Origin of the sequence: Streptomyces sp. NPDC088817 (genome assembly GCF_044750345.1) — a bacterium.
Lineage (GTDB): Bacteria > Actinomycetota > Actinomycetes > Streptomycetales > Streptomycetaceae > Streptomyces.
In genome coordinates this window covers 113,009-136,566 of record NZ_JBIVJN010000002.1, presented here as the reverse complement: position 1 = coordinate 136,566, position 23,558 = coordinate 113,009, and the positions used below count along the sequence as shown (strand labels likewise).

Annotated in this window: 21 protein-coding genes and 1 pseudogene; 14 read left to right on the top strand and 8 right to left on the bottom strand. The window is 71.9% G+C overall.

The genetic code is table 11. From position 1 onward, the window contains the following. The first annotated feature begins 67 nt into the window (after window positions 1-67). Window positions 68-937: a 16S rRNA (adenine(1518)-N(6)/adenine(1519)-N(6))-dimethyltransferase RsmA gene (gene rsmA, locus ACIP4X_RS04220; protein WP_358736184.1), complete on the top strand. Its 870-nt coding sequence runs from the start codon at window positions 68-70 to the stop codon at window positions 935-937. After that, the gene (locus ACIP4X_RS04215; RefSeq protein ID WP_391453972.1) at window positions 934-1,827 is read left to right on the top strand and encodes a 4-(cytidine 5'-diphospho)-2-C-methyl-D-erythritol kinase; all 894 of its coding nucleotides are present in this window, start codon (window positions 934-936) and stop codon (window positions 1,825-1,827) included. The genes rsmA and ACIP4X_RS04215 overlap by 4 nt, the downstream gene beginning before the upstream one ends. Before the next feature lie 14 nt (window positions 1,828-1,841). On the opposite strand, the gene ACIP4X_RS04210 is transcribed toward ACIP4X_RS04215, so the two are convergent. Beyond that, window positions 1,842-2,447, bottom strand: a complete 606-nt coding sequence (locus tag ACIP4X_RS04210) for a Uma2 family endonuclease (protein WP_391453970.1) — start codon at window positions 2,445-2,447, stop codon at window positions 1,842-1,844. 145 nt (window positions 2,448-2,592) lie between these two features. Between ACIP4X_RS04210 and ACIP4X_RS04205 the strand changes: the two genes are divergently transcribed. The 8 genes and pseudogenes from ACIP4X_RS04205 (at window position 2,593) to galK (ending at window position 13,385) form a co-directional block, all read left to right on the top strand. Further along, on the top strand, window positions 2,593-4,407 hold the full coding sequence (locus ACIP4X_RS04205) for an ABC-F family ATP-binding cassette domain-containing protein (RefSeq protein WP_358736180.1): 1,815 nt from the start codon (window positions 2,593-2,595) through the stop codon (window positions 4,405-4,407). A gap of 264 nt (window positions 4,408-4,671) precedes the next feature. Beyond that, entirely contained in the window at window positions 4,672-6,600 is a 1,929-nt protein-coding gene (locus ACIP4X_RS04200) for a PQQ-binding-like beta-propeller repeat protein (protein ID WP_358736179.1), read from the top strand. 103 nt (window positions 6,601-6,703) lie between these two features. Then, complete coding sequence (locus ACIP4X_RS04195; protein WP_401346528.1) at window positions 6,704-8,569, top strand: PQQ-binding-like beta-propeller repeat protein; 1,866 nt, start codon at window positions 6,704-6,706, stop codon at window positions 8,567-8,569. 167 nt (window positions 8,570-8,736) lie between these two features. Next, window positions 8,737-9,408 carry a response regulator transcription factor gene (locus tag ACIP4X_RS04190; RefSeq protein WP_358734953.1) on the top strand — a complete coding sequence of 224 codons (672 nt, stop codon included), beginning with the start codon at window positions 8,737-8,739 and terminating at the stop codon, window positions 9,406-9,408. A 64-nt stretch (window positions 9,409-9,472) separates the two neighbouring features. Further along, window positions 9,473-10,093, top strand: a pseudogene (locus tag ACIP4X_RS04185) (RNA-guided endonuclease InsQ/TnpB family protein); the annotation flags it as partial. A 110-nt stretch (window positions 10,094-10,203) separates the two neighbouring features. Further along, window positions 10,204-11,265, top strand: coding sequence for a galactose-1-phosphate uridylyltransferase (gene galT / locus ACIP4X_RS04180; protein ID WP_401346525.1), 1,062 nt, complete (start codon window positions 10,204-10,206; stop codon window positions 11,263-11,265). Then, window positions 11,262-12,230 carry a UDP-glucose 4-epimerase GalE gene (gene galE / locus ACIP4X_RS04175; RefSeq protein ID WP_358734949.1) on the top strand — a complete coding sequence of 323 codons (969 nt, stop codon included), beginning with the start codon at window positions 11,262-11,264 and terminating at the stop codon, window positions 12,228-12,230. Before galT ends, galE begins: the two co-directional genes overlap by 4 nt. Continuing rightward, the gene (gene galK, locus ACIP4X_RS04170) at window positions 12,231-13,385 is read left to right on the top strand and encodes a galactokinase (protein WP_401346521.1); all 1,155 of its coding nucleotides are present in this window, start codon (window positions 12,231-12,233) and stop codon (window positions 13,383-13,385) included. A gap of 154 nt (window positions 13,386-13,539) precedes the next feature. Here galK and ACIP4X_RS04165 read toward each other — a convergent pair whose 3' ends face one another. Further along, window positions 13,540-13,983, bottom strand: coding sequence for a GNAT family N-acetyltransferase (locus tag ACIP4X_RS04165; protein WP_358734946.1), 444 nt, complete (start codon window positions 13,981-13,983; stop codon window positions 13,540-13,542). A gap of 273 nt (window positions 13,984-14,256) precedes the next feature. On the opposite strand from ACIP4X_RS04165, the gene ACIP4X_RS04160 reads away from it, so the two are divergent. Continuing rightward, window positions 14,257-15,030: a response regulator transcription factor gene (locus tag ACIP4X_RS04160; RefSeq protein ID WP_358734944.1), complete on the top strand. Its 774-nt coding sequence runs from the start codon at window positions 14,257-14,259 to the stop codon at window positions 15,028-15,030. Between the two features lie 12 nt (window positions 15,031-15,042). Here ACIP4X_RS04160 and tamR read toward each other — a convergent pair whose 3' ends face one another. Next, the gene (gene tamR / locus ACIP4X_RS04155; RefSeq protein WP_100571061.1) at window positions 15,043-15,540 is read right to left on the bottom strand and encodes a MarR family transcriptional regulator TamR; all 498 of its coding nucleotides are present in this window, start codon (window positions 15,538-15,540) and stop codon (window positions 15,043-15,045) included. Window positions 15,541-15,679: 139 nt separating this feature from the next. Between tamR and ACIP4X_RS04150 the strand changes: the two genes are divergently transcribed. Together ACIP4X_RS04150 and ACIP4X_RS04145 are read left to right on the top strand one after the other, a co-directional pair. Next, complete coding sequence (locus ACIP4X_RS04150; protein ID WP_401346884.1) at window positions 15,680-16,498, top strand: trans-aconitate 2-methyltransferase; 819 nt, start codon at window positions 15,680-15,682, stop codon at window positions 16,496-16,498. A 3-nt stretch (window positions 16,499-16,501) separates the two neighbouring features. After that, window positions 16,502-16,861: a VOC family protein gene (locus ACIP4X_RS04145; protein WP_358734942.1), complete on the top strand. Its 360-nt coding sequence runs from the start codon at window positions 16,502-16,504 to the stop codon at window positions 16,859-16,861. Here the strand turns inward: ACIP4X_RS04145 and ACIP4X_RS04140 are convergent. Both ACIP4X_RS04140 and ACIP4X_RS04135 read right to left on the bottom strand, forming a co-directional pair. Then, complete coding sequence (locus ACIP4X_RS04140) at window positions 16,858-17,532, bottom strand: TetR/AcrR family transcriptional regulator (protein WP_358734940.1); 675 nt, start codon at window positions 17,530-17,532, stop codon at window positions 16,858-16,860. The two genes, ACIP4X_RS04145 and ACIP4X_RS04140, sit on opposite strands and share 4 nt — an antisense overlap. Next, entirely contained in the window at window positions 17,529-18,536 is a 1,008-nt protein-coding gene (locus ACIP4X_RS04135; protein ID WP_401346517.1) for an acyl-CoA desaturase, read from the bottom strand. The genes ACIP4X_RS04140 and ACIP4X_RS04135 overlap by 4 nt, the downstream gene beginning before the upstream one ends. A gap of 290 nt (window positions 18,537-18,826) precedes the next feature. On the opposite strand from ACIP4X_RS04135, the gene ppc reads away from it, so the two are divergent. After that, entirely contained in the window at window positions 18,827-21,556 is a 2,730-nt protein-coding gene (gene ppc / locus ACIP4X_RS04130; protein WP_391453955.1) for a phosphoenolpyruvate carboxylase, read from the top strand. A 71-nt stretch (window positions 21,557-21,627) separates the two neighbouring features. Here ppc and ACIP4X_RS04125 read toward each other — a convergent pair whose 3' ends face one another. The 3 genes from ACIP4X_RS04125 to ACIP4X_RS04115 all read right to left on the bottom strand — a co-directional run bounded on the left by ACIP4X_RS04125 (window position 21,628) and on the right by ACIP4X_RS04115 (window position 23,459). Then, the gene (locus ACIP4X_RS04125; protein ID WP_358734934.1) at window positions 21,628-22,134 is read right to left on the bottom strand and encodes a hypothetical protein; all 507 of its coding nucleotides are present in this window, start codon (window positions 22,132-22,134) and stop codon (window positions 21,628-21,630) included. A 52-nt stretch (window positions 22,135-22,186) separates the two neighbouring features. Beyond that, on the bottom strand, window positions 22,187-22,789 hold the full coding sequence (pth, locus tag ACIP4X_RS04120) for an aminoacyl-tRNA hydrolase (protein ID WP_358734933.1): 603 nt from the start codon (window positions 22,787-22,789) through the stop codon (window positions 22,187-22,189). A 79-nt stretch (window positions 22,790-22,868) separates the two neighbouring features. Continuing rightward, window positions 22,869-23,459 (bottom strand): 50S ribosomal protein L25/general stress protein Ctc, encoded by a 591-nt coding sequence (locus ACIP4X_RS04115; protein WP_358734931.1) that lies wholly within the window; start codon window positions 23,457-23,459, stop codon window positions 22,869-22,871. Window positions 23,460-23,558 lie beyond the last annotated feature (99 nt).

The following is a 23,558-nucleotide window of genomic DNA, read 5'->3' as shown; positions in this document are numbered from 1 at the left end:
GTCGGAGCGCGGCCCCTCGGCGGTGGGTGTGGCGGTTGGGCTGGTTGTGTCCCCGTACCCTTGTGCCGTGAGCAGCCCCGCCCCCGACGCCCTTCTGGGCCCCGCCGACATCCGCGAACTGGCGGCCGCACTCGGCGTGCGCCCCACCAAGCAACGCGGCCAGAACTTCGTGATCGACGCGAACACCGTACGCCGTATCGTCCGCACCGCCGACGTCCGGCCCGAGGACGTGGTCGTCGAGGTCGGCCCGGGGCTCGGCTCCCTCACCCTCGCCCTGCTGGAGGCCGCCGAGCGGGTCACCGCCGTCGAGATCGACGACGTGCTCGCCGCCGCGCTGCCCGCGACCGTCGCCGCCCGGATGCCGGACCGCGCCGGCCGTTTCGCGCTGGTGCACTCCGACGCGATGCACGTCACCGAGCTGCCGGGCCCCGCGCCCACCGCGCTGGTCGCGAACCTCCCGTACAACGTGGCCGTGCCCGTCCTGCTGCACATGCTGGAGACCTTCCCGAGCATCGAGCGGACCCTGGTGATGGTGCAGGCGGAGGTCGCCGACCGGCTCGCCGCGGCGCCCGGTTCGAAGGTGTACGGCGTGCCGTCCGTGAAGGCCAACTGGTACGCCGAGGTCAAGCGGGCCGGGGCCATCGGCCGCAATGTCTTCTGGCCCGCGCCCAACGTCGACAGCGGCCTGGTGTCCCTGGTCAGGCGCACGGAACCGATCGCGACCACCGCCACCAGGCGCCAGGTCTTCGCCGTCGTCGACGCGGCCTTCGCCCAGCGCCGCAAGACCCTGCGGGCCGCGCTCGCCGGGTGGGCCGGTTCGGCCGCGGCGGCGGAGGCGGCCCTGGTCGCCGCCGGGGTCTCCCCGCAGGCGCGGGGCGAGTCGCTGACGGTGCAGGAGTTCGCACGGATCGCCGAACACAAGGAGACCGGTAAGTGAGCGTCACCGTACGTGTCCCGGCCAAGGTCAACGCCCAGCTCGCGGTCGGCGCCGCCCGCCCCGACGGCTTCCACGACCTGGCGAACGTCTTCCTCGCGGTCGGCCTGTACGACGAGGTCACGGTCACCGAGGCCGACGAACTGCGCGTGACCTGCGCGGGCCCGGACGCGGGCGAGGTCCCCCTGGACCGTACGAACCTCGCCGCCCGCGCGGCCCTCGTCCTCGCCGAGCGGTACGGCCGCAGCCCCGACGTGCACATCCACATCGCCAAGGACATCCCGGTCGCCGGGGGCATGGCGGGCGGCAGCGCGGACGGCGCGGGCGCGCTGGTGGCCTGCGACGCGCTGTGGGGCACGAACGCCTCCCGCGACGAACTCCTCGACATCTGCGCCGAGCTGGGCAGCGATGTGCCGTTCAGTCTGGTCGGCGGGGCGGCGCTGGGCACCGGGCGCGGGGAGAAGCTGCGCCCGCTGGAGGTCGGCGGCACCTTCCACTGGGTGTTCGCGATGGCCGACGGCGGGCTGTCCACCCCGGCGGTGTTCCGCGAGTTCGACCGGCTCGCCGAGGGCACGGAGATTCCCGAACCGGTCGCCTCCGAGGACCTGTTGGCCGCGCTGGAGAAGGGGGACACCGCCGCCCTGGCCGCCGCGCTGTCCAACGACCTCCAGCCCGCCGCGCTCTCCCTGCGCCCGTCCCTCGCGGACACGCTCACGGCGGGCCGCGCGGCGGGCGCCCTGGCCGGGCTCGTCTCCGGGTCGGGGCCGACCACGGCGTTTCTGGTGGCGGACGCGGAGTCGGCCTTCGCGGTGGCGGAGGCGCTGCGAGCGTCGGGGACCTGCCGTTCGGTGCGTACGGCGTCGGCGCCCGCCCTGGGTGCGACGGTGCTCTGACGGGGCCGTGCGGCTCAGAGCCCGTCGATGGCCGCCAGGTCGATGTCGATGGCGTAGGGCTTCTCGACCTTGATCCGCTCGCGGTGCATGCCGATGTGCACGTATGCCTTCGTCATCGGGTCGACTTCGTAGACGTGGATGACGGGCCTGCCGGTCGCTCCGTTCTCTTCGACACGCCAGAAGTTCGGGATTCCCGCGGCGGCGTATTTCTGCGGCTTGGTCGTGCGGTCGCGGGACTCCGACTCCGGAGAGACGACCTCGACGGCGAGCAGGATGTCCTCGGCCTGGTAGCTCGTCTGGCCCGGTCCGGTGATCGCGTCGGCTCGGAGCACGCTCACGTCGGGTTCGGGACCGTTGCGTTTGTCGAGGATCACCGTCATTTCCCGGCTGACCCTGAATTCGTCGGGCAGACTGCTGCGCAGGCCATCGACGAGCAAGTCGATCACATTGCCGTGGAAACGGCGTTGCGGACCCACGAAGACCAGGCTCCCGTCGATCAGCTCGGTGTGCGGCGGGAGATCCGGCAGCGTGAACAGGTCGTCCACGGTGTAGCCGTCCAGCGGCGGCACCGGCCACTGGACGCGGTGCTCTACGGGCTCGGCGGTCATGGTTCCTCCCATGGACGGGATTCTGCTGCCTGCCCTCCACGGTAGCGGCCCGTTCCCGATCACGTCGTCACAAAGGGTGACGATCGCCTCGCGCGTCGCTCCTCATCTCCGAGGCCCTACGCTTGAAGGCTGACCGACCCCCGCGCACAGGAGTGAAATGGCCGTCAACCTGGTCAATGTCGAGAACGTCAGCAAGGTGTACGGCACACGTGCCCTGCTCGACGGCGTCTCGCTCGGTGTGTCCGAGGGGGACCGGATCGGGGTCGTGGGGCGGAACGGTGACGGCAAGACCACACTGATCCGGATGCTGGCCAGGCTGGAGGGCGCCGACACCGGACGGGTCACGCACGTGGGCGGGCTGCGGCTCGGCGTGCTCACCCAGCACGACTCCCTCGACCCGGAGGCCACCGTCCGCCACGAGGTCATCGGGGACATGGCCGACCACGAGTGGGCGGGCAACGCCAAGGTCAGGGACGTACTGACCGGACTGTTCGGCGGGCTCGACCTGCCGGGCTTCCCCAAGGGCCTCGACACGGTCATCGGTCCGCTCTCCGGCGGTGAGCGGCGGCGGATCGCGCTGGCCAAGCTGCTCATCGAGGAGCAGGACCTGCTCGTCCTGGACGAGCCCACCAACCACCTCGACGTCGAGGGCATCTCCTGGCTGGCCCGGCATCTGCGCGAGCGCCGCTCCGCGCTGGTGTGCGTCACCCACGACCGCTGGTTCCTCGACCAGGTCTGCACCCGTATGTGGGACGTGCAGCGCGGGGCCGTCTACGAGTACGAGGGCGGCTACTCCGACTACGTCTTCGCCCGCGCCGAACGCGAGCGCATCGCCGCCACCGAGGAGGTCAAGCGGCAGAACCTGATCCGCAAGGAGCTGGCCTGGCTGCGGCGCGGCGCCCCCGCCCGCACCTCCAAGCCCCGCTTCCGCGTGGAGGCCGCCAACGAGCTGATCGCCGACGTGCCGCCGCCCCGCGACAGCAGCGAGCTGATGAAGTTCGCCTCCTCCCGCCTCGGCAGGACGGTCTTCGACCTGGAGGACATCACCGTCCAGGCCGGCCCCAAGGTGCTGCTCAAGCACCTCACCTGGCAGCTCGGTCCGGGCGACCGGATCGGTCTCGTCGGCGTCAACGGCTCCGGGAAGACCTCCCTGCTGCGGGCCATGACGGCCGCCGCCCGCACCGAGGGCGAGGCACAGCCCTCCGACGGCCGGATCGCCGTCGGCAGGACCGTGAAGCTCGCCTACCTCTCCCAGGAGGTCGCCGAACTCGACCCCGACTGGCGGGTCCTGGAGGCCGTGCAGCGGGTGCGCGAGCGCGTCGACCTCGGCAAGGGGCGGGAGATGACCGCCGGGCAGCTGTGCGAGACGTTCGGCTTCGGCAAGGAGAAGCAGTGGACGCCGGTGGGCGACCTGTCCGGCGGTGAGCGGCGGCGGCTGCAACTGCTGCGCCTGCTCATGGACGAGCCCAACGTGCTCTTCCTCGACGAGCCCACCAACGACCTCGACATCGAGACCCTCACACAGCTCGAGGACCTCCTCGACGGCTGGCCCGGGTCGATGATCGTCATCTCCCACGACCGCTTCTTCGTCGAGCGCACCACCGACACGGTGTACGCGCTCCTCGGCGACGGCGCGCTGCGGATGCTGCCGCGCGGCATCGACGAGTACCTGGAGCGGCGGCAGCGGATGGAGCAGCAGGCCGCGGCCGCCGCCCCGGTCCCGGCGCCCGCCGCCGAGCAGGCCGCGCCCGAGCGGAGCGCCGCCGAACTGCGCGCGGCGAAGAAGGAACTCCAGAAGATCGAGCGGCAGTTGGACCGTGTCTCCGAGAAGGAGTCCACGCTGCACGCGCGGATCGCCGAGCACGCCACCGACTTCGCGAAGGTCGCCGAACTCGACGCCGAGCTGCGCGCGTTGACGGGGGAGCGGGAGGAGCTGGAGATGCGCTGGCTCGAACTCGCCGAGGACGCGTAGCGATCGGCCGGCGCGCCGGGGCGTACGCACGCGCCGTGTGAACGGGACGTGTCGGTTTTCCGGAGAGGGGTCCCCCGGGCCCGCCACGCATAACGGGCGCGTCACGGGCCGGTCCTCCCTTGGGAACAGGGGCTGACGCGCACCGGTGACGGCCGGGTCGCGAGTGATAGGAATGAGCCGTCCGGGAACTTTCCCGGACGGCTCTGGGTGCGTCGAGACCTCAGGGCGTGGCTAGAAAGCAGTGATTGAGGGGGAAGCGCGCTGATGTCCCAGCCGCCCAGCCGGCCGCCCCAGGGCGGCTTCGGAGCACCGCAGGATCAGCCGCAGCAACCGCAGGAACAGCCGCCGCAGTCCGGCGGTTTCGGTCCCCCGCAGCCGCCTCCCCAGCAGACCCCGCCGCCCCAGGCCCCGCCGGCCCAGGGCGGCTTCGGCGCGCCCCAGGACCCGCGCCGGGCCGCGCCCGCGCCCCCGGCCCAGCCGCCGCAGACCCCGCCCCCGCCCGCGGGACCGCCGCAGCCCCAGCCCGGCTACGGCTATCCGCAGCAGCCCGGGCCCTATGCCCAGCCCGGCCCGTACGGAGCGCCCGCCGCGCCCGGGCCGTACGGACCGCCCCAGCAGCCCGGTCCGTACGGTCAGCCCCAGCAGCCCGGTCCGTACGGTCAGCCCCAGCAGCCGGGACCGTACGGGCAGCCCGGCAACGGCTATCCGCAGCAGCCGCACTTCGCGGGCGCGCCCGGCACCCCGCCCCCCGGCGGCTCCGGCGGCCCGTTCAAGGGCAGGACCGCGGTCGTCATCGGCGCCGCGGTGGCCGCCCTGCTCGTCGTCGGCGTCAGCGTGTGGGCCTTCGGCGGCGACGACGACGGCAAGAAGCCGGTCGCCGGTGCGAGCGACGACGCGAAGCCCTCGAAGTCCGCCGCCTCCGACGCCCCGGTCGACCCCGGCGACGGCAGCGGCGACGGCAAGGGGGAGACGGAGGACCTCAACGCGGGCCGCAAGTCCGGCGAGGCGAAGGTGCTCTGGTACAAGGAGGCGCCCTCCGCGCCCGGTGGCGGCGCCGAGGCCCCCGGTATGTGGATCACCGGCAGGGCGGCGGTGAAGGCGGCGTACAAGCAGGTCTTCGCCTACAACGTCGCCGACGGGAAGCCCACCTGGGAACCGATCACGTTCCCGGAGAAGATCTGCGCGGTGACACCGCGGAAGACGGCCGACGACAAGGTGGTCGTGGCCTACATGAGCGGCAGCAGCGACCGCGCCAAGTGCAACCAGCTCCAGCAGATCGACCTGAACACCGGGGCGAAGGGCTGGACGGCCGAGGTCGCGGACGGCGAGCTGTTCGACAGCACGATCACCATCGAGATGACCGTGGCCGGCAAGACCCTGATGGTGGGCCGTTCGCAGTCGGGCACGGCGTACGACATCGACAGCGGCAAGAAGCTGTTCGACAAGCGGCGTTACGGCGACGCCTGCTTCCCCGGCGCCTTCGCGGGCGGTGCCCGGCTGATCTCGGTGGCGTCCTGCGGGGCAGGCCGTTCCAACGAGCACGACGAGGTGCAGGAGCTCGACCCCGCCACCGGCGCGGTCAGGTGGACCAAGAAGATCCCCAAGAACTGGTCGGTCGAGCGGGTCTACTCCGTCGACCCGGTGGTCCTGTACTCGGTCGACAAGGACAAGAAGCACTGGAACATCTCGACGCTGGGCAGCGGCGGCGCCATCCGTTCCCAGGTGGACAGCAAGGCGAAGTTCAACGCCCAGTGCGGCTGGGCGATCCTCGCCCGCAACCTCCAGGGCTGCCAGGCCGTCGCCGCCGACGCCGGCACCCTCTACCTGCCCACCGACGTCACCACGGGCGCCAACGAGATCGTCGCCATCGACCTCGCCACCGGCAAGGAGAAGTGGCGCGTGAAGTCCCCGACGGACACCTCGATGATGCCGCTCAAGGCGGAGAACGGTCAGCTCGTCGTGTACGTCGAGCCGTCGTACGGCGAGGGCGGCCAGGTCGTGTCCGTGGCGACGGCGGGCTCGGCCCACACCCCGGTGAAGCTGCTGCAGAACCCGGAGGGCACCGCGTCGATCGAGAACGGCTTCTACTCGCGGGCTGTCGACTGGGTCGACGGACGCCTCTACCTCTCCACCACCCGGCTGAGCGGAAAGGCCGACACGAAGGAGAAGCTGATGCTCGCCTACGGCAAGTGAGCCCGGCCGGGCCGCGTCCCACGCGGCCGGCGCCGCACGCCGTTCCGGCCACCCGGCTTCCCCGTCGTCCCGTCCCGCTCAGCCTTTCCGAGGTGCACTTGTCATGACCCAGCCGCCCCCGCCGCCCAACCAGCCGCCGCAGCACGGCGGTTACGGCACGCCTCAGGGCCCGCCGCCGCAGCAGCCCGTACCGCCCGGCCAGCCCGTGCCGCCCGCGCAGTCTCCGCAGACGCCGCCCGCGGGTGGTCCGGACCTCGCCAAGTCCCCCCAGCCCGCGCCCGGTTACGGCTACCCGCAGGCACCGCCGCCGCAGGGCGCCGGGCAGACGCCGCCCCCGGCCGGACCGCCGCAGCCCCCGTCCGGCTACGGCTACCCGGGAGGGCAGCCGAACCCCTACGCCCAGCCTCCCGCCGGGCAGCCGAACCCGTACGGCGCCCAGCAGCCCGGCTACGGCTACCCCGCCCAGCCGCCGACCGTGCCGGTGCAGCCGCAGGTCGGACAGCCCGGCGGCGGCCGGAAGGTCAACGCCCAGGTGGCGATGATCGTCTCGACCGTCGTCGTGATCGCGCTCATCATCGGCACCGGCATCTGGTACTCGCACCGTTCCGACGGCGGCAAGCAGGACACCGCGAACTCCAGCGGCGGCACCGGCGGCAAGGGGGACGACGGCAAGCCGGTCTCCGGCGGCACGGAGAAGGCGCCGTCCGACCCGACCGCCAAGGTCCTCTACCAGGTGCCGATGCCCGAGGTGAGCGACCTGGTCACCACCAGCGGCTCCTGGCTCACCGGCAAGGCGTACGTCAAGACCGGCGTCGCCGAGGTCGTCGGCTACGACCGGGACAAGGGCACCAAGCTGTGGACGATCACGCTGCCCGGCCCGGTGTGCCAGGCCAGCCTCCACGCCACCGCGGACGACCGCACGGCGATCGTCTACGAGCCCGCCATGCCGACCAAGGACCAGCCCACGCACGGCTGCAGCCAGGTCGCGGCGATCGACCTCGACGCCGGCCGGAAGCTGTGGACGCAGACCGTCAAGTCCGGTGACCAGCCCATCAGGCTCGACAACGTCACCGTCAGCGGCGCCACGGTCGCCGTGGGCGGCACCGGCGGCGGCGCCGCCTTCGGCATCGCGGACGGCAAGGCCCTGTGGGCCCCGAAGGCGGCCGACACCTGCTACGACGCCGGGTACGGCGGCGGCGCGAAGCTGGTCGCGGTGCGCAAGTGCGGCCAGTACGGGCAGCGCCAGCTGCACATCCAGACCATCGACCCGAAGTCCGGCAAGGTGATCTCGGATTACACGATGTCGCAGGGCATCGAGTACGCCGCGATCGTCTCGACCGATCCGCTCGTCGTGGCCGCCGACGTCGGCCAGAGCGCGGGCGACGGCAGCGGCATCTCCGACTTCTTCTCCATCGACAACGCGACCGGCAAGCTGCGCGCCCACATCTCGGCGCCCGGCGACACCTACGCGGCCCGCTGCGACGGCATCAGCAGGATCGAGGACTGCCACGGCCTCGCGGTCGGCAACGACCGGCTGTACGTGCCCACCGAGGACCACGACGGCAGCCAGGAGTTCCGCAAGACCAACGAGGTCGTCGCCTTCGACCTCGGCACCGGCAAGCAGACCGGCCAGCGCGCCGACGCGGGCGACGGCTACCACATCCACCCGCTGCGCATGGACGGCCCCGACGTCATCGCGTACAAGACCCCGCCCTACGACAAGGGCGGCCAGATCGTGAGCATCGACGGCAGCAGCTTCAAGCAGACCAGGCTGCTGGAGAACCCGGCCTCGCGGGACGTGCGCGACATCGAGACCTCCATGTCCCCGGAGCGCGCGGAGTTCCTCTACTCCCAGGGCCACCTCTACATGTCGTCGATCTACGCCCGCAAGGCGTCGTCCTCGCTCGGCAAGGACTACCTGGCGGTGGCCTTCGGAACGGCCGGCGCCCCCGCACGACCCCCGACATGAGTTTTGAATGCGAGGAATGCGAAAAGGTCGCTGATCCGGGGCACTTCTCGCCGGTAGGGCAGCGCGACGTCGAACAAGCGTGTAGCTTCCGGGGGCATGACGGGCGGCGTGCCGGGGGGCCGCCGCCCGGGCGGGATGTGGACATCCGTGGGGGACTGGGGGGCTTGATGGGAGTGCGGCTCATGGTGGTCGACGACCACCGGCTACTGGCCGAGGCGCTGGCTTCGGCGCTGAAGCTGCGCGGACACCGTGTGCTGGCCGCCGCCGCGCCGGCCGCGGGGGCGGCGGATCTGGTGATCAGCCGCGCACCGGAGGTGTGCCTGCTGGGCACGGCGATACCGGCCGAGCCCGGTACCTTCGAACCGGTGGTGAAGATCAAGCAGGAGCGTCCGCAGGTCGCGGTGGTCGTGCTCGGCCCGGTCCCGTCGCCGCGCGGTATCGCGGCCGCCTTCGCGGCGGGGGCCTCGGGGTACGTACGCCACGACGAGCGCATCGAGGGCGTCGAGCGGGCGATCATCAAGGCGAGGGCGGGCGAGGCCGCCGTCGCCCCGCAGCTCCTCCAGGGCGCCTTCGGCGAGTTGCTGAACCCCGCCGCCCCACAGGACGACGAGGGCCAGCGCCTGCTGCGCATGCTCACCCCGCGCGAGGTGGAGGTGCTGGTCCGGGTCGCCGAGGGCGAGGACACCCGCCTGATCGCGGCCGGTATGGGCATCGCCCCCAGCACCGCCCGGACCCATGTCCAGCGCGTCCTGATGAAGCTCGGCGTGGGCTCGCGGCTGGAGGCGGCGGCCCTGGCGGCCCGCACCGGCCTGCTCGACCGGGCGGGCCCGCTGACGTGACTCCGTCGTCCGGCCCGGCTCTCCCGCGCCGGACGGGGGCGCCCGGGTCACCTGCTCTCTTGCGAAACGCGGGGCCGATCCGACGCTGAACTGCACCCGGCGCGGGTTCCGGCTCAAGGACGGGCGGCTGCACCTGGCGGGCGGGCTCGTCCTGACCGTGGTGTGGTCCCGTCCCCTCCCGGCCGAACCCTCCTCGGTGCGCGTCTACCGCGACCACCTCGGCCACTGGTACGCCTCGTTCGTCGTCCCCGCCCGTATCGAGCCACTCCCGTCGACCGGTGCGGTGATCGGCATCGACTGGGGCGTCAAGGAGACCGCCACCACCACCTCCTACGCCCACGACCTCCCCCACGCTCAGCACGGCCAGAGGTCCCAGGCCGAGCTGGGCCGGTACGACCGGATGATGGCCCGCCGCAGGCCGAAGAAGGGGCAGGCCGCGTCGAACGGATATCGGGAGGCGACGAAGTGGTGGGCGAAGACCTACGCGAAGATCGCCCGGCAGCGCCAGGACACCGCCCGCAAGTGGGCGAAGAAAGTCGTGCGCGACCACGATGCGATCGCGGTGGAGGACTTCCGGCCCAAGTTCCTCGCGAAGACGACCATGGCGCGCAAGGCGGCGGACGCCGCGATCGGCGCCACCAAGCAGGCCCTGATCGAGATGGGCCGCAAGCACGGGCGGGACGTATAGGGGTGTGGTGAGTTGTGGCGTGTTATGTTTGATTGTGTTGGGTGATTGGGTGCCGACGGGGGCGGGCTCGCGGACCGGTGGCCCGGGGACCAGTAGGGAGTCCGACAGTGAAGAAGACCTCGACCTGGCTGGCCGACGGTCGTGAGCTCATCTACTACGACCTGCGGGACGACACCGTGCGCGAGGCGGTTGACCGGCGCCCGCTGGAACGGACGGTCACCACCTCGGAGGTCCGCCGGGACGCGCTGCTCGGCGACGCGGTCGCCGTCGCCTCCCACCGCCAGGGCCGCACCTACCACCCGCCGGCCGGCGAGTGCCCGCTGTGCCCCTCCAGCGGCGACCGTCTGAGCGAGATCCCCGACTCCTCCTACGACGTGGTGGTCTTCGAGAACCGCTTCCCCTCGCTGGCCGGCGACCTCGGCCGCTGCGAGGTCGTCTGCTTCACCCCCGACCACGACGCCTCATTCGCCGACCTGAGCGAGCGCCAGGCGCGGCTGGTCCTGGACGCGTGGACGGACCGCACCGCTGAGCTGTCCCGACTGCCCTCCGTGAAGCAGGTGTTCTGCTTCGAGAACCGCGGCGCCGAGATCGGCGTGACGCTGGGGCACCCGCACGGGCAGATCTACGCCTACCCCTTCACCACCCCGCGCACCGCGCTGATGCTGCGCTCACTGGCGGCCCACCGGGAGGCCACCGGCGGGGAGAACCTCTTCGACGCGGTCCTGGCACGGGAGTCGGCCGGCGAGCGGGTCGTCGTCGAGGGCGAGCACTGGGTGGCGTTCGTGCCGTACGCGGCGCACTGGCCCTACGAGGTCCACCTCTACCCCCGGCTCCGCGTCCCCGACCTGCGCGGACTCGACGAGGCCACGCGCGCGGAGTTCCCCGGGATCTACCTCGATCTGCTGCGGCGCTTCGACCGGCTGTTCGGTGAGGGCGACCCGCCGACGCCGTACATCGCGGCCTGGCACCAGGCGCCCTTCGGCGCGCTGGACGAGTTCGACGGCGTCACGCGCGACGACTTCGCGCTCCACCTCGAGCTTTTCACCATCCGCCGCACTTCCGGCAAGCTGAAGTTCCTCGCGGGTTCCGAGTCCGGCATGAACGTGTTCATCAACGACGTGCCGCCGGAGCGCGCGGCGCAGCGACTGCGGGAGGTAGCGGGTTCATGAGCGGGAAGTACCTGGTGACGGGTGGCGCGGGCTACGTCGGCGGTGTGGTCGCCCAGCACCTCCTTGAGGCCGGTCACGAGGTCGTCGTGCTCGACAACCTCTCCACCGGCTTCCGCGCGGGCGTGCCCGCGGGCGCCTCCTTCGTCGAGGGCGACATCCAGGACGCCGCCAAGTGGCTGGACCCCTCCTTCGCCGGGGTGCTGCACTTCGCCGCGTTCTCGCAGGTCGGCGAGTCGGTGGTGAAGCCTGAGAAGTACTGGGCCAACAACGTCGGCGGCACGATGGCCCTGCTCGCCGCGATGCGCGGGGCGGGCGTGCGCACGCTGGTCTTCTCGTCCACGGCGGCGACCTACGGCGAGCCGGAGCAGGTGCCGATCACCGAGACGGCCCCGACCCGGCCCACCAACCCCTACGGCGCCTCCAAGCTCGCCGTCGACCACATGATCGCCGGTGAGGCGGCGGCCCACGGCCTGGGCGCGGTCTCGCTGCGCTACTTCAACGTGGCCGGCGCGTACGGCGCGTACGGCGAACGCCACGAGCCCGAGTCGCACCTGATCCCGCTGGTCCTCCAGGTCGCCCAGGGCAGGCGGGAGGCGATCTCCGTCTACGGCGACGACTATCCGACCCCGGACGGCACCTGCGTGCGCGACTACATCCACGTGGCCGACCTCGCGGAGGCCCATCTGCTGGCCCTGGACGCGGCCCGGCCCGGCGAGCACCTGGTGTGCAACCTCGGCAACGGCAGCGGCTTCTCGGTGCGCGAGGTCGTCGAGACCGTCCGCCGGGTCACCGGCCACCCCGTCCCCGAGGCCGTCGCCCCGCGCCGGGCCGGCGATCCGGCGGTCCTGGTCGCCTCGGCGGCCGCCGCCCGCGAAAAGCTCGGCTGGAACCCGTCCCGCACCGATCTCGCGGGTATCGTCGCGGATGCCTGGGAGTTCGCGCAGCACATCGCAAGGGAGCGGTAAGTGGGGGCACTTGAGGTCCGAGAAGACTTCATCGAGCTGTACGGCGCCGAGCCGGAGGGGGTCTGGGCGGCGCCGGGCCGCGTCAACCTGATCGGTGAGCACACCGACTACAACGACGGCTTCGTGATGCCCTTCGCGCTGCCGCACGTGACGACGGCCGCGGTCGCGCGCCGCGACGACGGCGTACTGCGGCTGCACTCGGCGGACGTGCCGGGAGGGCCGGTGGAACTGCGGCTCGACGAGCTGACCCCGGAGTCCGACCGCGACTGGACCGCCTACCCGGCGGGCGTGGTCTGGGCCCTGCGCGAGGCGGGCCACAAGGTGACCGGAGCGGACGTCCACCTGACGTCGACGGTCCCCACGGGCGCCGGGCTGTCCTCCTCCGCGGCCCTGGAGGTCGTGGTCGCCCTGGCCCTGAACGACCTCTACGCCCTGGGCCTGAAGGGCTGGCGACTGGCCCGCCTGTGCCAGCGCGCCGAGAACGTCTACGTCGGCGCCCCGACCGGGATCATGGACCAGACCGCCTCGGCCTGCTGCGAGGCGGGCCACGCGCTGTTCCTGGACACCCGGGACCTGTCCCAGCGTCAGGTCCCCTTCGACCTGGCCGCCGAGGGCCTGCGGCTGCTGGTCGTCGACACCCGGGTCGAGCACGCGCACAGCGGCGGCGAGTACGGCCGCCGCCGGGCGGGCTGCGAGAAAGGCGCGGCGCTGCTGGGCGTGGACGCCCTGCGGGACATCCCCCACGACGGGCTGGACGCCGCGCTGGCCGAGCTGGCCGGCGAGGAGGAGGTGGCCCGGCTGGTCCGCCACGTCGTCACCGAGAACGGGCGGGCGGAACGGGTGGTGTCCCTCCTGGAGGCGGGCGACATCAGGGCGATCGGCCCGATCCTGACCGAGGGCCACGCCTCCCTGCGCGACGACTTCCGCGTCTCCTGCCCGGAACTGGACCTGGTCGTCGACACGGCCCTCGCCTCCGGCGCCCTGGGCGCCCGCATGACGGGCGGCGGCTTCGGCGGCTCGGCGATCGTCCTGACGGCCTCCGCCGAAGTCCCCACCCTCACCAAGGCAATAGAAGAGGCCTTCACCAAGGCGACCCACACACCCCCACGAGTCTTCGAGGCGATCCCTTCAGCAGGCGCCCGCCGACTGTCCTGACACCCGCCACCGGCGATGCCGGGCCGTGGGTTCGTGCTTCGACCTACGCCCTGACCGGTACCCACCGTGACCGGCTCAAGCTCGACGTGCCCTGCGAGATCGACATCGACGTCACCACGGAGTCGCTCGACGCGTTCTGAGGGTCGTCGGCCGTTCAGGGCAGGGGTTTGATCATGGTGTATTCGGTGACTCCCGGGGGGTAGTCGGGGATCGCGCAGACCACCTTGTAGTGGTGCCTGCGGTAGAAGCCGCGGGCCTGGAAGTCCCAGGTCTCCAGGCGGGCGGCGGTGCAGGCGCGGTCTCGGTGGGCGATGCGTTCTGCGCGGGCCAGGAGACGGGAGCCGAGGCCCGTGCCGCGGTGGGGGGCGTCGACCCAGAGGTGGGTCACGTGCAGCCAGGTCGCCCAGGTGTGGCCCACCAGGCCGCCCGCCAGCTCGCCGGAGTCGTTCAACGCCCAGAGGTGGAGGGGGACTTCCCGGGCGGCCGGGGTTCCGCGCAGGTCGGCGATGAACGGCGAGGCCGCGGTGTTCGTGTCACGGAGGCGGGAGCGGAGCAGATCGCGGCGCTCTTTGTCGACTTCTGCCTCAATACGAAACATGCGGCACACCCTAAACGCGTCGGCCGGTCAGTTCTGCGAATTGCCTTCCCCTCCTGCCCGCCGCCCGTACTCTGATGAGCGGCACCGGTGGGGGCCGGTGCTGGTCAGGGGGGCGAGAGGGCTCGGGCGAGACAGCGTCGGGCGCGGAGGCGGTCCGGTACGGCGAGCGCCGTCCGGCCACTCGGCCCCGGACGTCGGGCCCGCGCCCTCCGCGTTCTCCGGCGCCGGGAGACTCCCCTGCTCTGACCAGGAGCGAGGGGAAGGGGGTTTTCAGTGGTTCGTGTCCGAGTCCTGGTCGTCGACGACCACCGCATCTTCGCCGAGTCGCTCGCCGCGGCCCTGGCCGCCGAGCCCGACGTGGAGGTGTCCGCGGCCGGCTCCGGCCCGGCGGCGCTGCGCTGTCTGGAGCGGGCGGCCGCCGAGGGCCGCCGCTTCGACGTCGTGCTCGTCGACTCCGACCTCGGCGGCAACGTCCCCGGGGCCCGCCCCGCCGTTCCCGTGCGGGAGGGCGACGAGGACGGACTCGTGGACGGCATCTCCCTGGTCGCGGGGGTGCGGGCGGCCCAGCCCGGGGTGCGGACCGTCGTACTCGCCGAGAAGGACGACCCGCGCCGCGCCGCGCTCGCCCTCCAGGCCGGCGCCTGCGGCTGGGTCGCCAAGGACTGCTCGCTGTCCCGGCTGCTCACCGTCATCCGCGGGGTCCTGCGCGACGAGACCCATCTGCCGCCCGCCCTGCTCACCGGCGTGCTGCGGGAGCTGACCGCCGCCCGCAAGCACCGCACCGAGAGCGAACGCCTGGTGGAGTCGCTGACCCCGCGCGAGCGTGAGGTGCTGCGCTGCATGGTCGCGGGGCTCGGCCGCAAGGCCGTCGCCGAGCGGCTCTACCTGTCCCCGCACACCGTGCGCACCCATATGCAGAACGTCCTGGGCAAGCTCGGCGTGCACTCGACCCTGGCCGCCGTGGCCCTGGCCCGCCGGGCCGGGGTGGGGCCGGCCGATCTGGGACCCGCGGGGCCGATCGGGGTGGAGCAGAGCAGCAGCGCCTGACCCGGCGCCCCCTCAGCCGGGGATGTTGTCGAACGGGGCGGTCAACTGGCGCAGCAGTCCGGCCAGTTCACCGCGCTGCGCGGTCGACAGCTCGGCAAGCAGCGCGCGCTCCTGGTCCAGGAGCCCGGCCAGGGACCGGTCGGCGCGGTCCCGGCCCTCGTCCGTCAGCCGGACCAGCACCCCGCGCCGGTCGCTGGGGTCGGGGAGCCGCTCCACCAGGCCCTTCTTGGCCAGCCGGTCGATGCGGTTCGTCATCGTGCCCGAGGTGACCAGCGTCTGGGTCAGCAGCTGCCCGGGGGAGAGCTGGTACGGCGAGCCCGCGCGCCTGAGCGCCGTCAGGACGTCGAACTCCCAGGGCTCCAGGCTGTGCTCGGAGAAGGCCAGCCGGCGTGCGCGGTCCAGGTGCCGGGCCAGCCTGCTCACCCGGCTGAGCACCTCGAGCGGTTCCACGTCGAGGTCCGGGCGCTCCCGGCGCCATGCTGCGACCAGCCGATCGACCTCGTCCTCCATGGCGATCAGTGTAGTGGTTGTGTCGACGTGAAGTCTCTTGGCGTCAAGTCTCTTGACGTCGAGATAGATGCCGGGGAGAGTGGTGAGCGCAGCCGCCGACGACCACCCGCACCACGTCCCGCACCTCCTGGAGGCCGCCATGTCCGCCCAGAGTCCCGCCTGGGACCCCGCCCAGTACCTGCGCCACGCCGGACACCGGGCCCGCCCCTTCGCCGACCTCCTCGCCCGCGTCCCCGCGCTGCCCGGTGACTCGCCCCGCATCGCCGACCTCGGCTGCGGCCCCGGCAACGTCACCGTCCTGCTCGCCGACCGCTGGCCCACCGCGCACATCACCGGCTACGACAACTCCCCGGAGATGCTCGACAAGGCCGTGGTCGACCACCAGGGCCCCACCCCCGGCGGCGGCCGCCTCGACTTCGAGCCCGCCGACGCCCGCGCCTGGACCCCCGGCGAGCCGTACGACCTGATCGTCAGCAACGCCACGCTCCAGTGGGTGGCCGGGCACCCGGACCGCTTCGCCGACTGGGTGGCGGGGCTGCGTCCCGGCGGCACCTTCGCCTTCCAGGTGCCCGGCAACTTCTCCGCTCCCAGCCACCGGCTCATGCGCGAACTCGCCGGCTCCACACGCTGGCGCGACCGGCTCGGGGACACCCTGCGCCACGCGGACGCGGTGCTCTCCCCCGAGGCCTACCTGGAGCGGTTGACCGGCCTCGGCTGCGCGGCCGACGTCTGGGAGACCACGTACATCCATCTGCTGACCGGCGAGGACCCGGTCCTCGACTGGGTGAAGGGCACCGGTCTGCGGCCCGTGCTCACCGCCCTCGCCGACGATCCGGCGGCCCGCGAGGAGTTCCTGGCCGAGTACCGCACCGCCCTGCGCGAGGCCTACCCGGCCGGACCGCACGGCACCCCGTTCCCCTTCCGCCGCGTCTTCGCGGTCGCCACCAAGGAGGCCTGAACCATGCTCGCCGCCCTCGACCACGTCCAGCTCGCCGCCCCGCCCGGCTCCGAGGACGACCTGCGGGCGTACTACGCCGGGGTCCTCGGCATGACCGAGGTCCCGAAGCCGCCGGTACTGGCCGCGCGCGGCGGCTGCTGGTTCGAGGCCGGCGCCGTCCGGCTGCACCTGGGTGTCGAGCGGGCCTTCCGCCCCGCCCGGAAGGCCCATCCGGGGCTCGGGGTGACAGGCATCGAGGCCTTCGCCGCCCGGCTCACGGCGCACGGCGCGAAGGTCGTCTGGGACGACAACCTTCCGGGCCACAGGCGGTTCTACTCCGAGGACTCCGTCGGCAACCGTCTGGAGTTCCTGGAACCGCTCTAGGACTTGCGGTGCCCGATCAGCCGGGGCCGGGGCTCCAGCCCGTCGAGGCCGTGCCAGGCCAGGTTCACCAGGTGGGCGGCGACCTCCGCCTTCTTCGGGCGGCGCACGTCCAGCCACCACTGGCCGGTCAGGGCGACCATGCCGACCAGCGCCTGCGCGTACAGCGGGGCGAGCTTCGAGTCGAAGCCGCGGGACTTGAACTCGCGGCCCAGGATGTCCTCCACCTGGGTGGCGATGTCGGAGATCAGGGAGGCGAAGGACCCCGTCGACTGGGGGATGGGGGAGTCACGGACCAGGATGCGGAAGCCGTCCGTGTACTCCTCGATGTAGTCCAGCAGGGCGAACGCCGCCTGCTCGCACAGCTCGCGGGGGTGGCCCGCGGTCAGCGAGCCGGTCACCATGTCGAGGAGGCGCCGCATCTCGCGGTCGACCACCACCGCGTACAGGCCCTCCTTGCCGCCGAAGTGCTCGTACACCACCGGCTTGGACACCCCGGCCTTGGCCGCGATCTCCTCCACCGAGGTGCCCTCGAAACCCTTCGCCGCGAACAGCGTGCGACCGATCTCCAGCAGTTGCTGGCGGCGCTCGGCACCGGTCATACGGGTACGGCGCGTGCGCCGCGGCTTTTCATTGCTGGAAGTGCTGGAGTCGGTCGCCACGCCGTCAATCATGCCGCCTCGGCGGTCTTCCTCCGGCGCCGGGAGCCGCCCTGCTCGTCGTTGCGGCGGGAATCGATACGCGAGCGTGACGGCCAGCGCACGTCGTGGGCCCAGCCGAGCAACTCGAACCAGCGGATGATCCGGGCCGAGGAGTCGATCTGGCCGCGCTCCACGCCGTGCCGGGCGGAGGTCGGGTCGGCGTGGTGCAGGTTGTGCCAGGACTCGCCGCAGGACAGGATCGCCAGCCACCACACGTTGCCGGAGCGGTCCCGCGACTTGAACGGGCGCTTGCCGACCGCGTGGCAGATGGAGTTGATCGACCAGGTCACGTGGTGCAGCAGCGCCACCCGGACCAGCGAGCCCCAGAAGAACGCGGTGAACGCGCCCCACCACGACATCGTGACCAGGCCGCCGATCAGCGCCGGCAGCAGCAGCGACACCGCCGTCCACAGGATGAACTGACGGGAGATCGTCCGCATGGTCCGGTCGTTGATCAGGTCCGGGGCGTACTTGTCCTGCGGCGTCTGCTCCTCGTCGAACATCCAGCCGACATGGGCCCACCACAGGCCCTTCAGCAGCGCCGGTACCGTCTCGCCGTACCGCCACGGGGAGTGCGGATCACCCTCGTGGTCGGAGAACTTGTGGTGCCTGCGATGGTCGGCGACCCAGCGGACCAGGGGTCCCTCGACCGCCATCGACCCCGCGATCGCCAGCGCGATCTTCAAGGGCCGCTTCGCCTTGAACGAGCCATGCGTGAAATGCCGGTGGAAACCGATCGTGATGCCGTGACAGCCGAGGAAGTAGAAGAAGACCAGCAGGCCGAGGTCCAGCCAGCTCACCCCCCAGCCCCATGCCAGCGGCACCGCGGCGAGCAGTGCGAGGAACGGAACGGTGATGAAGAGCAGCAGCGTGACCTGCTCGATCGAACGCTTCTGCTCACCTCCGAGGGTGGCGGAGGGAAGAGAGGTGTCGGTCGCCTTCGGGGCGTCGTCGATCACATCGGAGCTTGTGGTCATGGGCGTCCCCTGTGGGGTCGAGGGTCGAGACGGGTCGTCGGGGTCAGGGAACCGGTCAGCTCCCTACGGTTCCGTAACCTACGGCGTCGTAAGTATGGCAGCGCGTCGCGCCGCGGCAAGAGCCCCTGGTCTGCGCGTCCCCCGCGACACCTAGACTTGGAGGCGGTCGGACAGCGCGGTCCGCTCTGAAGAATTCCTTCCCGGACGCTCGGCCCGTAAGCGGCAGCCGCCGCGCGGCACCCGTCCGGGTCCCCTCCCAGACGTGCTTCAACCCGCAAGGAGCCGCACCTGTGAGCAGTGCCGACGACCAGACGACGACCAGCGCCGAGCTGCGTGCCGACATCCGCCGATTGGGTGACCTGCTCGGGGAGGCCCTGGTGCGCCAGGAAGGCCCCGAACTGCTCGACCTGGTCGAGAGGGTCCGCCGCCTCACCCGGGAGGACGGTGAGGCCGCCGCCGAACTGCTGCGCGGCATCGAACTCGACACCGCGGCCAAGCTGGTCCGCGCCTTCTCCACCTACTTCCATCTGGCGAACGTGACCGAACAGGTGCACCGCGGACGCGAACTGCGCGTCCGGCGGGCCGCGGAGGGCGGGCTGCTGGCCCGCACCGCCGACCGCCTCAAGGACGCCGACCCGGAGCACCTGCGGGAGACCGTCCGGCACCTCAACGTCCGCCCGGTGTTCACCGCCCACCCCACCGAGGCCGCCCGCCGCTCGGTGCTCAACAAGCTCCGGCGCATCGCCGCGCTCCTGGAGGCCCCGGTCGCCGAGTCCGACCGCCGCCGCCTGGACACCCGGCTGGCGGAGAACATCGACCTCGTCTGGCAGACCGACGAACTCCGCGTGGTCCGCCCCGAACCCGCCGACGAGTCCCGCAACGCCATCTACTACCTCGACGAACTCCACGCGGGCGCCGTCGGCGACGTCCTGGAGGACCTCACCGCCGAACTGGAGCGCGTCGGCGTCAAGCTGCCCGACGAGACCCGGCCCCTCACCTTCGGCACCTGGATCGGCGGCGACCGCGACGGCAACCCCAACGTGACCCCCGAGGTCACCTGGGACGTGCTGATCCTCCAGCACGAGCACGGCATCAACGACGCCCTCGACATGATCGACGAGCTGCGCGGCTTCCTGTCCAACTCGATCCGCTACACCGGCGCCACCGACGCGTTGCTCCAGTCCCTCCGCACCGACCTGGAGAACCTGCCGGAGATCAGCCCCCGCTACAAGCGGCTCAACGCCGAGGAGCCCTACCGGCTCAAGGCCACCTGCATCCGCCAGAAGCTCGTCAACACCAAGCAGCGCCTGGCCACCGGCACCCCGCACGAGACGGGACGCGACTACCTCGGCACCGCCGAACTCCTGGGCGACCTGCGGATCATCCAGGAGTCCCTGCGCGAGAACCGCGGCGGACTGTTCGCCGACGGCCGCCTGGGCCGCACCATCCGCACCCTGGCCGCCTTCGGCCTCCAACTGGCCACCATGGACGTCCGCGAGCACGCCGACGCCCATCACCACGCCCTCGGCCAGCTGTTCGACCGGCTCGGCGAGGAGTCCTGGCGCTACGCCGACATGCCCCGCGAGTACCGCGCCAAGCTGCTCGCCAAGGAGCTGAGGTCCCGGCGGCCGCTCGGCCCGAGCCCGGCCCCCGTCGACGCCGCCGGCGCCAAGACCCTCGGCGTCTTCGAGACCGTCAAGCGGGCGCTGCGCGTCTTCGGGCCCGAGGTGATCGAGTCGTACATCATCTCCATGTGCCAGGGCGCCGACGACGTCTTCGCCGCCGCCGTCCTGGCCCGCGAGGCCGGACTCGTCGACCTGCACGCCGGCTGGGCGAAGATCGGCATCGTGCCGCTCCTCGAGACCACCGACGAGCTCAGGGCCGCGGACACCATCCTGGAGGACATGCTCTCGGACCCGTCCTACCGGCGCCTGGTCGCGCTGAGGGGCGATGTGCAGGAGGTCATGCTCGGCTACTCCGACTCCTCCAAGTTCGGCGGCATCACCACCAGCCAGTGGGAGATCCACCGCGCCCAGCGGCGCCTGCGCGACGTCGCCCACCGCTACGGCGTACGGCTGCGGCTCTTCCACGGCCGGGGCGGCACCGTCGGCCGCGGCGGCGGCCCCACCCACGACGCGATCCTCGCCCAGCCCTGGGGCACCCTGGAGGGCGAGATCAAGGTGACCGAGCAGGGCGAGGTCATCTCCGACAAGTACCTCATCCCGTCCCTGGCCCGGGAGAACCTGGAACTGACGCTCGCGGCGACCCTCCAGGCCTCCGCCCTGCACACCGCCCCGCGCCAGTCGGTGGAGGCGCTGGCCCGCTGGGACGCCGCGATGGACGTGGTGTCCAACGCCGCCCACGCCGCCTACCGCAGGCTCGTCGAGGACCCCGACCTGCCGGCGTACTTCTTCGCCTCCACCCCCGTGGACCAGCTCGCCGACCTGCACCTGGGCTCGCGGCCCTCGCGCCGCCCCGACTCGGGCGCCGGACTCGACGGACTGCGCGCCATCCCCTGGGTGTTCGGCTGGACCCAGTCCCGGCAGATCGTGCCCGGCTGGTTCGGTGTGGGCTCGGGACTGAAGGCGCTGCGCGAGGCGGGTCTCGACACCGTGCTCGACGAGATGCACGGGCAGTGGCACTTCTTCCGCAACTTCATCTCCAACGTCGAGATGACCCTCGCCAAGACCGACCTGCGCATCGCGCAGCACTACGTCGACACCCTCGTCCCCGACGAGCTCAAGCACATCTTCGACACCATCCGGGCCGAGCACGAGCTGACCGTGCGCGAGGTGCTGCGTATCACCGGCGAGAGCGAACTCCTCGACGCACAGCCCGTGCTCCGGCAGACCTTCGCCATCCGCGACGCCTACCTCGACCCGATCTCCTACCTCCAGGTCACCCTGCTCAAGCGGCAGCGCGACGCGGCGGCGGCCGGCCAGGAGCCGGACCCGCTGCTCGCCCGGGCCCTGCTGCTCACCGTCAACGGTGTGGCGGCCGGCCTGCGCAACACCGGCTGACCGGCACATGAATGCCCCCGGTCCCGTACGGAGATCCGTACGGGACCGGGGGCACTTTCATGTCCTACGGCTCACAGCGCCACGAAGACCGCCGTCAGCAGCGCGATCCCGGAGCCCGCCAGCACCCACGCCGCCCGGGTCTGCCGCAGCCCGCCCGCCACGACCACCGAGGCCAGCAGCAGCGCGCCGCCCAGCGGGGCCCACGCGTACAGGATCCCGGCGGGGCCCGAGCGGATCACCTCGTCGGTCCCCGGCTTCACGACGACGCTGTAGGTCTGCCCCTTGCGCACCGCCACGGTGTGGTCGATCACCGCCCGGTCGCGGGCCGTCGACCCCGTGGAGACCGGCGTGTAGGGCCCGGTGCACGTGTCGCCCTCGCACCGCGTCACCTCGATCGTGCCGTGCTCGCGTCCCTTGGTGAGCATCACGTACGGCGCGGTGTGCCAGGACGCCCACACGCCCGCGATGAGGATCAGCGCCGTGACCGTGCCCATGGCGGCGACCCGGCCGAACCGGAGCGCGGTGTGGGAGGCCTGGCGGGAACGACGGGCGGAGGCGGCAGGCATGGCCGGGATCATTGGCCATGTCGCTACGAGCGGTCAACTCCGAGGGGCACCGGTGGGGGACAAGTCAGGAGTTGTATGCGCTTTGCGCCCGCTCCAGACCCTCCGCCAGCAGACATTCCACTGAGTCCGCCGTCCGGTCCACCAAGTAGTCCAGCTCCTTGCGCTCGGCGGAGGAGAAGTCCTTGAGCACGAAGTCCGCCACCTGCATCCGGCCCGGCGGGCGTCCGATCCCGAACCGCACCCGGTGGTAGTCGGGACCCATGGCCTTCGTCATCGACTTCAGCCCGTTGTGGCCGTTGTCGCCGCCGCCCAGCTTCAGCCGCAGCACGCCGTAGTCGATGTCCAGTTCGTCGTGGACGGCCACGATGTTCGCGAGCGGCACCTTGTAGAAGTCGCGCAGCGCGTTCACCGGTCCGCCGGACAGGTTCATGAACGACATCGGCTTCACCAGGACCACGCGGCGGCTCTCCGGCCCGGGGGGACCGATCCGTCCCTCCACCACCTGGGCCTGCGCCTTGCCCGCCCGCTTGAACCGGCCCCCGATCCGGTCGGCCAGCAGATCCACCACCATGAACCCGACGTTGTGCCGGTTCATGGCGTACTCCGGTCCGGGATTGCCGAGGCCGACGATCAGCCAGGGAGCGTTCGCGGAGGTCGTCACGTCCATGTCTCCTCAATAGGCGTCATACGCGCCGGCCGCCGCCTCCCGAGGGAAGCGGCGGCCGGCGGAACGACGACGGTCGGGCTCAGGCCTGCGCGGCCTCTTCGCCTTCCTCGCCCGCCGGGGCCTCCTCGGCCTGCGCGGCCAGGACCTGCAGCACCACCGTGTCCTCGTCCACGGCCAGCTTCACACCGCTCGGCAGGGCGATGTCCTTGGCGTGGATCGCGGCACCGGCCGCCAGACCCTGTACGGAGACCGTGAGCTGGTCCGCGATGGTCGTGGCCTCGGCCTCGACCGGCAGCGCCGACAGGACGTGCTCCAGCAGGTTGCCGCCCGGGGCCAGCTCGCCCTCGGCGACGACGGGGATCTCGACGACGACGCGCTCGCCGCGCTTGACCATCAGCAGGTCCACGTGCACCAGGTGGCCCTTCAGCGGGTCGCGCTGCACGGCCTTCGGAATCGCCAGCTCGTTGGTCTTGCCGTCGATGTCCAGCGAGATCAGGACGTTCGGGGTACGCAGCGCCATCAGCAGGTCGTGACCCGGCAGCGTCAGGTGGATCGGCACCATGCCGTGCTCGTACAGCACACCGGGAACCTTGTTCTCACGGCGGACACGGCGGGCGGCACCCTTGCCGAACTCGGTGCGCGTCTCGGCGGCGAGCTTCACCTCGGACATGCTCTTCACTCCTCGTAGAGGTACACGGAAAACGGTCGGGGTCACCCGGCCACGAACGGCCTGCTACGAAGAGCGCGTCGATAACGGATCGCCGTACCT